Origin of the sequence: Phyllobacterium sp. LjRoot231 (genome assembly GCF_964253365.1) — a bacterium.
Classification (GTDB): Bacteria; Pseudomonadota; Alphaproteobacteria; order Rhizobiales; family Rhizobiaceae; genus Phyllobacterium.
Window position 1 is genome coordinate 1,341,860 of sequence record NZ_CAXUQT020000001.1, and the last position, 12,927, is coordinate 1,354,786.

The 12,927-nt window shown below is 55.1% G+C and carries 11 protein-coding genes; 5 read left to right on the top strand and 6 right to left on the bottom strand.

The window, feature by feature from the left end:
* Nucleotides 1–6 precede the first annotated feature (6 nt).
* The 5 genes from purU to cobG form a co-directional block, all read right to left on the bottom strand.
* The gene (purU, locus tag ACSQ3H_RS06510) at nt 7–861 is read right to left on the bottom strand and encodes a formyltetrahydrofolate deformylase (RefSeq protein WP_436116298.1); all 855 of its coding nucleotides are present in this window, start codon (nt 859–861) and stop codon (nt 7–9) included.
* Nucleotides 862–1,011: 150 nt separating this feature from the next.
* Nucleotides 1,012–2,442 (bottom strand): precorrin-3B C(17)-methyltransferase, encoded by a 1,431-nt coding sequence (cobJ, locus tag ACSQ3H_RS06515; RefSeq protein WP_436116299.1) that lies wholly within the window; start codon nt 2,440–2,442, stop codon nt 1,012–1,014.
* The gene (locus ACSQ3H_RS06520) at nt 2,439–3,179 is read right to left on the bottom strand and encodes a precorrin-2 C(20)-methyltransferase (protein ID WP_436116300.1); all 741 of its coding nucleotides are present in this window, start codon (nt 3,177–3,179) and stop codon (nt 2,439–2,441) included. The genes cobJ and ACSQ3H_RS06520 overlap by 4 nt, the downstream gene beginning before the upstream one ends.
* Nucleotides 3,179–3,805: a precorrin-8X methylmutase gene (locus ACSQ3H_RS06525; RefSeq protein ID WP_436116301.1), complete on the bottom strand. Its 627-nt coding sequence runs from the start codon at nt 3,803–3,805 to the stop codon at nt 3,179–3,181. Before ACSQ3H_RS06525 ends, ACSQ3H_RS06520 begins: the two co-directional genes overlap by 1 nt.
* Nucleotides 3,798–5,180, bottom strand: coding sequence for a precorrin-3B synthase (gene cobG / locus ACSQ3H_RS06530; protein WP_436116302.1), 1,383 nt, complete (start codon nt 5,178–5,180; stop codon nt 3,798–3,800). Before cobG ends, ACSQ3H_RS06525 begins: the two co-directional genes overlap by 8 nt.
* Before the next feature lie 119 nt (nt 5,181–5,299).
* On the opposite strand from cobG, the gene cbiE reads away from it, so the two are divergent.
* The 5 genes from cbiE (at nt 5,300) to istB (ending at nt 11,788) form a co-directional block, all read left to right on the top strand.
* A complete protein-coding gene (cbiE, locus tag ACSQ3H_RS06535) occupies nt 5,300–6,514 on the top strand; it encodes a precorrin-6y C5,15-methyltransferase (decarboxylating) subunit CbiE (protein ID WP_436116303.1) in 1,215 nt (404 codons plus the stop codon).
* Between the two features lie 105 nt (nt 6,515–6,619).
* On the top strand, nt 6,620–7,672 hold the full coding sequence (locus ACSQ3H_RS06540; protein WP_436116304.1) for a DUF475 domain-containing protein: 1,053 nt from the start codon (nt 6,620–6,622) through the stop codon (nt 7,670–7,672).
* 63 nt (nt 7,673–7,735) lie between these two features.
* Nucleotides 7,736–8,542, top strand: coding sequence for a mechanosensitive ion channel family protein (locus ACSQ3H_RS06545; RefSeq protein WP_436116305.1), 807 nt, complete (start codon nt 7,736–7,738; stop codon nt 8,540–8,542).
* A gap of 917 nt (nt 8,543–9,459) precedes the next feature.
* Entirely contained in the window at nt 9,460–10,986 is a 1,527-nt protein-coding gene (gene istA / locus ACSQ3H_RS06550) for an IS21 family transposase (RefSeq protein WP_436115735.1), read from the top strand.
* Nucleotides 10,976–11,788, top strand: a complete 813-nt coding sequence (istB, locus tag ACSQ3H_RS06555) for an IS21-like element helper ATPase IstB (RefSeq protein ID WP_436115734.1) — start codon at nt 10,976–10,978, stop codon at nt 11,786–11,788. The genes istA and istB overlap by 11 nt, the downstream gene beginning before the upstream one ends.
* Before the next feature lie 38 nt (nt 11,789–11,826).
* Here the strand turns inward: istB and ACSQ3H_RS06560 are convergent, their stop codons facing one another.
* Nucleotides 11,827–12,576: a hypothetical protein gene (locus ACSQ3H_RS06560; RefSeq protein WP_436116306.1), complete on the bottom strand. Its 750-nt coding sequence runs from the start codon at nt 12,574–12,576 to the stop codon at nt 11,827–11,829.
* Between the last annotated feature and the right edge of the window lie 351 nt (nt 12,577–12,927).

Genomic DNA, 12,927 nt, shown 5'->3' on the forward strand with positions numbered 1-12,927 from the left:
TGGCGATTATCCAAATACCACGGTCTTGTGACCATTAAGCATGACACGAGATTCGAGGTGTTTCTTTACCGCCCGCGCCAGCACGCGGCTCTCGATATCGCGACCCGTGGCAACGAAATCCTCGGCGCTCATGGTATGGGTGACGCGCTCCGTCTCCTGCTCGATGATTGGTCCTTCGTCGAGATCAGGTGTCACATAATGTGCTGTCGCGCCGATCAGCTTCACCCCGCGCTCGAAGGCCTGGTGATACGGCTTTGCACCCTTGAAGCTCGGGAGGAAGGAGTGGTGGATATTGATGACCTTGCCAAACAGCCGCTTTGACAGGTTGTCGGATAGAACTTGCATGTAGCGGGCCAGAACGACGAGATCCGCGCCCGTTTCCTTGACGATCTGCAGCAGCGCTTCTTCCTGCTCCGTCTTGTTGTCCTTGGAAACCGGCAAGACGTGATAGGGAATGCCTTCATGCTCGGCAAAGCGACGGCTGTCCTCGTGGTTGGAGACGATCGCCGCGACATCGGCATCGAGCCAGCCGACCTTGATCTGGTAGAACAGATGCAATAGCGCGTGGTCGAACTTGGATACCATGATGATGATCTTCGGCTTTTTCGATTGGTCCACCAAGCTCGTCTTCATATCGAAACGCTGGATGGCAGGCTTGAGCGCCCGTTCGACATCGTCCTTGGTGGTGCCCTCCGCAGCGGTGAATGCGATACGCATGAAGAAGCGGTTGGTCTGCCTGTCCCAGAACTGATTGCTTTCGGCGATGTTGGCATCCATGCCGGCAAGCTCGGTCGTCACCGAGGCGACGATACCCGGCCGATCTTCGCAGGAAAGGGTAAGAACGTAATTCTTGTCTGGCATAGGAACTCCGGATGCAGTCGATCTATCTTTGCGAGATCATAGTGAGCAGTGTCGAAAGGCGTCGATACAAAAACGAAGCGCTCAGTTCTTTTTCCGGCATAGGCAGGTCGCGTCAAATGATCTTTTTTCAATGAACGATGAGTTTTCGGGTCAACCCTCGGGTTTTGTCCCGTACCAGCGCGGCGTATAGACCCATTTGCCCCCGTCGGTCCGGTCAAAACTGCGCGTGAGCGATGAGCCGACGAGGATCACCGTTCGCATGTCCACCTGTTCCGGGGTCAGTTCGGCAAGCGTGATGACGCGTATGGTTTCCGCTGTGCGGCCTATATTGCGGCCAAGGACGATCGGCGTATCTGCGTTGCGATATTTGCGCAGAATCTCGATGGCGCGTGGCAATTGCCACGGACGAGGCTTCGAAATCGGATTGTAGAAAGCCATGGCGAGGTCCGCTTCGGCCGCCAACGCAATGCGCTTTTCGACGATGTCCCAAGGTTTCAGATTATCGGAAAGCGAAAGAACGCAGAAATCATGGCCAAGTAGCGCGCCGCTTCGGCTGGCTGCGGCGAATGCAGCGGAAACGCCGGGCAAGATTTCAAGCTCCACAGCATGCCAGGAGGGGTTGTCGGATTCATGCAATGTCTCGACCACTGCAGCAGCCATAGCGAAAACGCCTGGATCACCGGAAGAAATCATCACTACGGACCGGCCCGTTGCGGCAAGCTCGAAGGCATGACGGGCGCGGCGCATTTCCTCACGGTTGTCGGTCATGTGCACTGTCTGGTCAGGGCGGAAATGCCCCGCCATGCGCACGTATGTTTCATAACCGAGAATGTCCTCAGCGCGCTGCAATTCCCGTTTGACAGCGGGGATCATGAAATCTGGATCACCCGGTCCGAGGCCAACCACAGCGAGCCGGCCACGTTTGTGCTTCGGGGAGGCAGTGATTTCGATTGCCGCTGTCTTCAGCTGAAAAACCAGTTCTCCTTTTTGGGGCGTGACGTTGGAAGATGTTACAAGGATTCGCAGTTCACCATTGTCATCCAGAGGCAATCGCGCCTCCTCCAGCCAAGGCGCTTCTCCCTCGATTCTGACAGTCTTACCCGCAAGCAGATCAGCAATGAAAGTTTTGGCGTCCTCGGGATTTTGCAATTGGAATTCCGGAGGTGGATTGAGCAGGCAGGTGCCGAAACGGAGTTCGCCCGACGTCGTGATGGCGGGCACGGTTTCGAGTATTGCAGCGATCCTCCGGGCCAGAACATTGACACCTGTCGTGCCGCCCAGAAGCGGAACGACAGCGCTGCCGTCATCGGCAACGGCAAGAACCGGCGGTTCCGCGCCCTTGTTGCCTAGCACAGAAGCCAGCGAACGAATGGTAATACCAGCAGCACAAAGGGCAATGACGGCGTGCCCGCTTTGGTAGTGCTGGCGGATGGTTTCGCCAAAATTGTTGAAGTTCACGTCAGCACCTTCGACGCGAGTTTCGAGTCCATGGATGGTCGCGTCCGGTAAATCTGCCTTGATGCGAAGCGCTGTTTCCATACCGAGCGCCGAGAGCACCAGAATGACTGGTGATGAGGTCATTCGCTGCCGCCTTGCCATTTTTCGCCCGGTATCAGAATGAGCGAGAAATAGGGAGAGGAATCGGGATCGACCTCAGCGAGCGGAATGATCCGCTGCGTATCCATCGTCGCCCGCTCAACGTAAAGCGCCCGATCCAGCTGGCCAAGCTCCTCGATTACCCCTCGAACTTTCGCGAGGTTTTTGCCAAGCTTCATGATCGCCGCGGCTTCGGTGTAAGCCAATCGCGCCTTTAATTCATGTGCTGGAAGAACTCCTGACAAAACCGTAAGCGTCTGGTTACGATAGACCAGAGGGGCCCCGAGCACGGCCGCCCCACCAAGTATGGAACAGACGCCGGGCACGACTTCGGTTTCATAGTGTTCGGCCAACCGGTCATGAATATACATGAAGGAGCCATAGAACAACGGGTCGCCTTCGGCGATGACCGCCACATCCTTGCCTGCGTCGAGGTGGGCGCGCAGGACCGTGGTTATCTCGCTGTAGAAGTCGCTAACGATAGCCTCATAGTTCATGTGAGCGGGTAGCGTCTCAGTGGTCACCGGATAGATCAGCGGGACGAGAAGCTGCTTCTCATCCAGATAGCGCTCGACAATAGTCAACGCATTGCCTTTCTTGCCCTTGGCTGCATGATAAGCAACGACAGGTGCGGACTGCAGCAGCCGAAGTGCCTTCAATGTAATGAGTTCGGGGTCGCCGGGGCCAACGCCCAGCCCGAAAAGCCGGCCCGGCTGTGGCATTATTCTTTCTCCGAAGCGAGGGCGTTGATCGCAGCTGCGGCCATGGCGCTGCCGCCACGCCGTCCATGCACGACGACATAGGGAATGCCGCGACTGTCTTCAGCGAGCGCCGCCTTGGATTCCATCGCGCCGACAAAGCCCACAGGAAAGCCGAGAATAAGTGCCGGTTTCGGAACCCCCTCGTCGATCATCTCAAGCAAACGGAAGAGGGCAGTGGGCGCATTGCCGAACGCGACCACTGCGCCTTGCAAATGCGGGCGCCACAGTTCCAGTGCTGCGGCGGAGCGGGTGTTGCCCATACCGCGAGCTAACGCGGCGACTGAGGGATCACCAAGCGTGCAAATCACTTGGTTGTTGGCAGGCAAGCGGGCACGCGTGACGCCCTCTGCAACCATGCGCGCGTCACACAAGATCGGCGCACCGTATAATAATGCATTGCGACCAGCCGTTGCAGCACCTTCAGAAAAAGCCAAATCCTGAATGACATCGACCATGCCGCAGGCGTGAGCGACGCGAACGGCAAGCTTTTCGAGATCGGCCGGAATACGGCTCAGATCGGCTTCGGAACGGATGATAGCGAAGGAGCGATCATAGATCGCCTGACCGTCGCGAATATAGTCAAGCATACAGTGGCCCCCCAGAGCCGGATTTCAAGCCAATCAACTCGGCAGCTTCCTCGATAGTGACATTGGCAGCCAATAGCTTGCCAAAACGCGACGGTCCATTGGTCGCCTGCAGAAAGATGTCATAATGCCCCGGTGCAATTGCGACCAGTGTTACCGGCTTTGCCGATGGCGAGGCGCAGGATTTGCTGCAACCGCTCATATGAATCTGTGGAACTATAGGCTTCCCGTGCAACAATGCCGCTAGTTTCAACCCGTCTGCTTGAGTAGCTGCAAGCGCCGAACCGCATCCCGCCGAACCCGCACAGCTGATCATCGTCGCAAGAGGGTGCGGCGGATTGGCGCTGAGACCCAGCGCTTCGAGATCGGCTAGGGTGCTTGGGGCGTTGTCGATTGAGACTTCCGGCAAAAGCACGCTTTGCCACGGCGTCAAGCGAAATTTCCCGTTGCTATGCTTGTCGGCAAGTTCAGCAAGTAATCGCAACAGGACCGGATCAAGACGGCCCAGTGGAGGCATGGCGCCCACGAAGCAATTTGAACCATTTCCTTCCGGCGAAATGCCGAGATGGCCGTTCGATCGCGGCATTGCCCTGCGCCAGTTCACAAGCCCGTCGCTTCGAACCGGAAATCCAATTCGCTGTTCGAGTTGTTCTACAAGATACTCAGCCCCCGTATCGGCTATCATGTGACGCAGTCGTGAAGCCTCTGGGTGTCGCTGGTTCCATTCGATGAAGACATCGAGAATGGCGGTAATAAGATTAAGCGCCTCTCCGGGGGTAACGGTCCCGAGGCCCGATTGATCGTCGGCCCTTGTCGGCGGGACGCCCGCAATTCCGAACGCAAAGCGCGGTGCAGAGTTTTGCGGATCGATGGGGCTGAGCCACAGATCATGCGGATGATCGACAGTCGCAACGCTCTCGCCGCCATCGATGAGTATCGAGAATTTCGGCGATAAAGACTGATATGGGAAATTGGTCTGCAGGGCTTCCAGCAGACGCGTCGCTAGTGGCCTCACATCGACTCTGTCGCTATCCGCACCGGCAACTGGGCTGACCATAACATTGCGAACATCGTCGCCTCTGTCCGTTAAGGGCCCGAGCCCTGCTTTTAACAATGTCGCGATTAACGCATTCTCAGTTTCCGGACGAACACCGCGAACTTGCAGATTGGCGCGATTGGTGATTTCGATTGCGCCGTTGCCGAAGCGATGGGCCGCATCTGCGATCTGACGCGCCTGATCCGCGCTCAGATCGCCAAAGGTCAGCTTAACACGGCAGATAGCACCGTCGCGAGCTTTTGCCATGCGAAATAGCCCCGGACAGGCCGAACGCCGCTCCTCGACCGTTGATTGTTGGGTATTAGTTGTTAACTGGCTCATGGCGTTCACGGTTTTACAGGATGCCTCGGGGCGTGCCAACCTTTCTCGTAGCTCGCGTTTCGTTGACCCATCAAATGGTTTCGGGCATGCATGGTGGCTGCAATTTATTGGAATGTATAATGACGCAATGGCTGACAATTATCGGGATTGGTGAGGATGGATATGGCGGTCTCGGTCAGAATGCCCGGGATGTGCTGGCGCATGCCGGGACCGTTTTCGGCGGCAAGCGGCATCTGGATATGCTGCCGGAAGGGCTGACGGCTAAACGCACTGCTTGGCCCAGCCCGTTCTCGGACGCTTACCCCATGCTCCTTGCCCTTCGTGGGCAGCCCGTCGCTGTGCTGGCCAGTGGCGATCCGATGCATTTCGGCATGGGCGCGACCCTGACGCGATTTATCGAACACGATGAGATGCGGATAATTCCAGCGCCATCATCGTTCTCACTCGCGGCGGCGACTATCGGCTGGCCTATACAAGAAACGCAGCTGCTGAGTGTTCATGGCAGGCCGGTTGAGACGCTGTTCAAGGCGTTCGCCCCTGGAGCAAAGTTGCTAATTCTCAGCAATGATGGCGATACGCCTGCACAGGTTGCGCGAATGCTGAGCAAGACCGGGTTCACGTCGGCGCAATTGACTGTGCTGGAGCATATGGGTGGCGCGGCAGAGCGGCGGATCGAGGGCACTGCAGATGTGTGGGATCATCCTCGCTGTGCCGATCTGAACGTGGTGGCCGTCGATTGCCTCGTACCTGAACCGTCCTCTCGCGCCTATTCTACCGTAGCCGGACTGCCCGACGAAGCGTTCGAGCACGACGGCCAATTGACCAAGCGGGACGTCCGCGCTGTTACGCTGGCGCATCTGGCGCCACTACCGGGCGAACTTCTCTGGGATGTCGGTGCGGGATGCGGCTCGATCGGTATCGAATGGATGCGCACACATTCCTCCTGCCGGGTCGTGGCAATTGAAGCCAATGAAAAACGTCAAGATTTGATCCTGCGCAACAGCCGCGCGCTCGGGGTACCTGATTTGCAGGTGATACGAGGCGAAGCGCCGGGCGCGCTTCGCGATCTCCCAACACCGGATGCGATTTTCATAGGTGGCGGCTTAACCAGTGCGGGGGTAATGGAAACCTGCTGGAAAAGCCTCAAACCCGGTGGGCGACTGGTTGCCAACGCCGTGACAATCCAGAGTGAAACGGCGCTCGTAAGTTGGCGAGCAGCTCATGGCGGCGAACTTACGAAGCTGGCTGTTTCGCACGCACAACCTTTGGGTGGCTTCGATACCTGGCGTTCGGCCTTGCCAGTCACTATCTACGCGGTTCGCAAGCCGGCGTGATCGTCCGATCACCCGATAAGGCGAAACGATAGAGACAGGATGTGACGTCTAATGGAGGCGGCCGCATTCCGCACAACGATTTCGAATCGGGAGTAGGAAGCACGTATGGCAACTTATAAATATTTTACCTGGCCGTTTGCCTTTACAATTATTGGGCTCGCCCTCGGCACATGGATAGGATTTGTCTATTCAGGCTCGATAGAAGGCGCACTGGCCGTATTGTTTATTTGTGCAGTGCTCAGTGTTCTGGAAATATCCCTGTCATTTGATAACGCCATCGTCAACGCCAAGGTATTGCGCGACATGACACCGGTTTGGCAGCGGCGGTTTCTAACGTGGGGGATTGTTATTGCAGTATTTGGCATGCGGATCGTTTTTCCATTGGCCATTGTAGCGGTTGCGGCCTGGATTGATCCTTTATCCGCTCTCAAGCTCGCCATATCAGATCCCATAGAGTACGCCCGGATCATGCAGGACGCCCATATCGGGATTGCTGCGTTCGGCGGAACTTTCCTGATGATGGTGGGACTCAAATTCTTTTTTGACCGCGAGAAGGATGTGCACTGGATCAAGGTTATTGAACGCCGCGCATCACGTTTTGCCTCTATTCAAGGCATCGAGGTTGGCGTTGTGCTTGTACTGATCATCTTTTTCTCACGACAGTTGGAAGGCGAAGAATCGGTGACTTTCCTGACTTCTGCGGTCTATGGTCTCCTTACCTTCCTGTTCGTCGAGGGGCTTGGCGAGATTCTGGACGCTACACAGGAACAAATGGACGCGGTGCAGAGAGGTGGTCTCGGCGCGTTTCTTTATCTTGAAGTGCTGGACGCGAGTTTTTCGTTCGACGGTGTCGTCGGTGCGTTCGCGCTTTCAACAAATCTCTTCGTTATCGCTATCGGCCTCGGTATCGGCGCCTTTTATGTGCGTTCGCTAACAATCATGTTGGTGGAAAAGGAGACCCTTGGCCAATATCGTTACCTCGAGCATGGCGCTTTTTACGCCATACTTGTACTGGCGGTGATCATGTTCTGCCAAACGTTGTTCCATATTCCAGAAGTGATAACGGGACTTATCGGCGCGGCGTTGATTTTCTTTTCACTCTGGTCGTCGATCATCTATCGCCGCCGCAACCCCGAAGTGCAGACCGTGAGCACATAGGAAATATAGGGGAACCAACATCACTGTTTAACGGTTGGTCTTTTCTTGCCGGAAAGGAATCTCATGGAGATTGATCCCCAGAACGCGTTTTCCGCAATCCAGACGGGTATTCGCCAAGCAAGCGCACTCGTCGTTACTTATTCGTTCTCAGTTGTCGGTGCAGTTCTGCTGCTGATCATCGGGTTTGTCGTCGCTGGTCTTGTCGAACGGTGGGTCTATGCCGGGCTTGGGCAAGTCGGCGGTTTCGACCTGACATTACGTCGTTTTTTTTCGAAGATCGCGCGCTATGTCGTGCTTGGCCTTGTCGTGGTCATGGTGCTAGGTCAATTCGGCATCCAGACGGCTTCGGTTATTGCGGCCATCGGTGCTGTAGGTCTGGCGATCGGATTGGCTCTTCAGGGAACGCTGCAGAATATCGCAGCGGGGATTATGCTTTTGGCGCTGCGCCCTCTTCGTATAGGAGAATATGTGCAGGTCGGCAGTATTAGCGGGACAGTCGAGGAAATCGGGCTCTTTGCAACTCGTTTGCGGGCAGCCGATGGCGTCTATGTGCTCGCGCCCAATTCGACGCTCTGGACTCAACCGGTCAAGAATTTTACGCGCAATGGTGTGCGACGTAATGACATCACGATTACAGCTTCCAATGAGCATGATATCGATTGGGTCCAGAAATCTCTGCTTGGGCTGGCGGAGGGCGACAAGCGGGTCAAGAAAGACCCGGCCCCGTCAGCTTTCGTGGCTGAATTGGGTGACAGCACCGTAGCGATAACATTGCGCTACTGGACCTCTGTCAGTGATTTTCAATCTGCCAAAGTCGATCTTAACAAGAGCGTGCGGAACACGCTGAAGGCTAATTCTACGATACAGTGAATGTGGTGATCCCGACTGGATTCGAACCAGTGGCCTACAGATTAGGAATCTGTCGCTCTTTTAAGAGCGGTCAGTTTGTTACCATAGGTTACCATTAATTATGCAGCGGTGCCGTAGAGAAGGGGGCGGCGCTCTATAAAAGCGGCCGTAGCCGACCCCTTCTCGGTGCCATGAGATTGAAGGTTTCGTGCCCCTTGGACCCACCGAAGGTGGGCTTGTACAATGGGATCAAGGTGACTATTCGCATGTGATCGGCTGAAGAAATCTGTGAGCGAAATGAAGATGGACCAACAGCGAATCGGCGTCTTTCTTCGATTTGAGTTTAGTCTGTGTACGTGATCCATGGCCTCTGAGCCGGACGGGTCCAACCACGTAACCTTCAGTTCCTTGCCTTTTCGCATGGCTGCCAACGGTCGCCGTTCGCAGGACTCAGGGGAAGAAGTAGAAGTCTTGAGTTTGATATCTTACATCGACATGGGATTGAACGACGTCTGTGCCAATCCTTGCACCGAAGTTGATTTCACCCTGACAATATCGGGATGATCAATACGGCCGATAGTGCCTACTGTGGGGCGGTCTGTTACGTTAGCGATAACTCGCCGAAAGAATGAATTCACTGTGACGTTATCGCGGATCGAGCCGCCTCGATGCGGTCATCAGAAATCGTGTCCGTATGCGTCGCAATAGCGCGAAGCTCATCCACAGTGAGATGCATTTGTTCCGCTATCTCATCGACGGTTTTTCCTAGAAACTCCAGATCACGCCATGCTCGAAGGATATCACTCCTGGCGTTGGAGGCAGTGGTTGTTGATTGCCACTGAGAACTGACCCGGCAACAAAGGATATTTCCATCGAGAATTGACCCATGTTTGAACCTTGCCCTGCGTGTTTTCAGCGGGGGCTACGGAGTGATCGACATGGCATTACTGAGCGTGATCCGACGCTGGCATTTTCGAGAGCATTTATCGATCCGGGAGATTTGCCGCAGGACTGGCTTATCCCGGAACACCATCCGCAAATATCTGCGATCAGACGGCGTGGAACCGACGTTCGCGGTGCCGGATCGGCCGAGCAAGCTTGATCCTTTCGCTGATCGGTTGTCAGCGTGGCTGAGGTCGGAGGCCAATAAACACCGCAAGCAAAAGCGCACCCTCAAGCAGTTGCACGCCGATCTGTTGAGCCTCGGCTATAGCGGCTCTTACAATCGTGTGGCGGCATTTGCTCGGGAATGGAAAGCCGACCTGCAAAGGGAGTTGCAGACCTCAGGTCGTGGGACATTCGTGCCGCTCACATTCGAGCCTGGCGAGGCGTTCCAGTTCGACTGGTCCGAGGACTGGGCGATCATCGGCAATGAGCGAACCAAGCTGCAGGTAGCGCATACGAAGCTGAGCTATAGCCGCGCGTTCATTGTGCGGGCTTATCTGCTGCAGACGCACGAGATGCTGTTCGATGCTCATAACCATGCGTTCCGTGTGTTTGGCGGCGTTCCCCGGCGCGGCATTTACGACAACATGAGGACTGCCATCGACAAGGTCGGCCGCGGAAAAGATCGTGACGTCAACGTCCGCTTCATGGCGATGGCCAGCCACTATCTCTATGAACCCGAGTTCTGCAATCCGGCATCTGGCTGGGAGAAGGGCCAGGTCGAGAAGAATGTTCAGGATGCGCGTCATCGCTTCTTTCAACCGATCCCGCGCTTTCCATCACTGGAAGCCCTGAACGATTGGTTGGAGCTTCGCTGCAAGGAGTTTTGGCAGCAGACCTCGCATGGGAAGATGCGCGGGACTATTGCCGATCTCTGGGCCGAGGAAGCACAGGCTCTGATGCCAACATCCCGTCTCTTCGACGGCTTTGTTGAATACACCAAGCGGGTTTCCCCGACCTGCCTCGTGCACCTGGATCGTAATCGCTACAGCGTTCCAGCATCCTTCGCCAATCGGCCCGTCAGCGTTCGGGTTTACCCGGATCGCATCGTTGTCGCTGCAGAGGGCCTGATCATCTGCGAACACCGCCGCATCATCAGCCGCTCGCATGATGGACCGGGACAGACGGTTTACGACTGGCGGCATTATCTGGCGGTCGTGCAGCGCAAACCGGGCGCTCTTCGCAACGGTGCACCGTTCACCGAACTCCCAGACGCCTTCAGGACGCTGCAGCAACACCTGCTCAAGAAGCCGGGAGGTGATCGCGAGATGGTCGACATCCTGGCGCTTGTCCTTCAGCACGATGAACAAGCCGTGCTCTCGGCCGTCGACATGGCATTGAAGTCCAGCGTTCCAACGAAGACGCATGTGCTGAACCTGCTTCATCGCTTGGTCGATGGCAAATCCTTCACGCCGCCAACTATCGATGCGCCGCAGGCCCTGATGCTCACCAACGAGCCCAAGGCCAATGTCGAACGCTACGACGCCCTGAGGAAGACGGAGGTGCGCCATGCGTCATAATCCTGCCAGCGGTGCTATCGTGATCATGTTGAGGCAATTGAAGATGCACGGCATGGCGCAAGCAGTCGGTGAACTGACCGAACAGGGATCGCCGGCCTTCGAGACCGCCATTCCGATCCTGTCGCAACTCCTCAAGGCCGAGACGGCGGAAAGGGAGGTTAGATCGACAGCTTATCAGCTCAAGACGGCACGCTTTCCAGCCTATCGCGATCTGAACGGCTTCGACTTCTCAAGCAGCGAGATCAATGAAGCCCTCGTGCGCCAGCTCCATCGCTGCGAATTCCTCAATGAGGCCAACAATATTGTCCTCATCGGTGGACCCGGCACAGGCAAGACGCACATCGCAACGGCGATCGGCATCCAGGCCATCGAGCATCATCACAAGCGGGTCCGTTTCTTCTCAACGGTCGAGCTGGTCAATGCGCTTGAGCAAGAGAAAGCACAGGGGCGTTCCGGGCAGATCGCCAATCGGCTCGTCCACTCCGATCTCGTCATTCTCGATGAGCTTGGATACCTGCCGTTCAGTGCATCAGGCGGGGCTTTACTCTTCCATCTGTTGAGCAAGCTCTATGAGCGCACCAGCATCATCATTACCACCAATCTCAGCTTCAGCGAGTGGGCCAGCGTGTTTGGCGATGCCAAGATGACCACGGCACTGCTCGATCGGCTCACACATCACTGCCACATACTCGAAACGGGGAACGACAGTTTCCGCTTCAAGAACAGTTCAGCCCATAAACCGAAAAACACGAAGGAGAAAAACAGGAACTTGACCACAACACCCGATCCGAAACATACATAAAGGCGGGTCAAATCTCGGTGGAAATACCGGGTCAGTTCTCAGTGGAAATCAACAGTCGGTTCTTCGCCATACATTTCCAAAAACTTTCGGATACGTGGGTTTGAGCGGTCGAGTTCGACATCCTCAACGGCCACCATTTGAAGAATTCCTGATCTAGACATGCACACGCTCCCCGACTTTGTCGCTTTAAGTAGTAAACCTAATACTCGTAAGTGCGCAAATAGAGAGCTCGTATTTTTTTCACGTTTCACACCAGTTTTTATTTTGACTTTGTCAAAGATTTGTTTTTTTCTCAACGGCGTGCTTGGTACCGACCTTCCAACAACTTTATCACCCGCCTTTTTCCAGCGCCCACTGTCAATGAGACGCGATTTTTGTACCGGGAGTTTGCTACAACCCGGAAATGATCTGAGCGTTGCTTTTACGCTTTCCGAAATTGTATCGGGGAGCCATGGATTAAGATAGATTTTGTTGATCCAAGTGAGCGGCATGTCGATGGAGAATGCTGTGCGCTGGGGTTCATCCGACTGTGCGATAATTCGGTACTCTTCTTCAGCCGTAAAACCCACTCTCTTTATAAACGGTAATCGCTCCACATCCTTTGTGCTGAGCGTCTCGACCTGCTCTAAACGAAGATAATCGAACCTCTTCAAAACGTATGTTTGGCTCCCCCTTGAGGCTTTCTTCAAGGGGTCGGCGTTTAATCTCAATACAAGCGCCATCGGCAGTTCCGGTAAAAACGCGCCAGTGGTGATAAGTTTCCGAACACTGCGCAGCACATAGCCCATATAGGCCCGATATATTTTTTTGACTTTTATAGAGGTTCATGAAGTATCGGTCGTTACGGTCATCCCACGTTTGGGGGTCCAACAACGGCAATTCCTCCCGACGTAGGATGTCGATCACTGCCGAAATTGAGGTGTAACGTCTGATGAAATTTTTTAGTTTGGCCATCTAAATCCCCCCGACGCAAGACGCCTGCATTCTACATCTGGCTTAAGTGTTGTTTCCTTAAAATGCGGAATTATGTAGCAAAAACCACCAGATTGGCTCTAAGGCGTTGAAGACAATATGGAAATCTTCAACGCCTTTAGCGATCTACAGATCGTTTCCTGACCACTCTGTCCAAATTGGCCGCA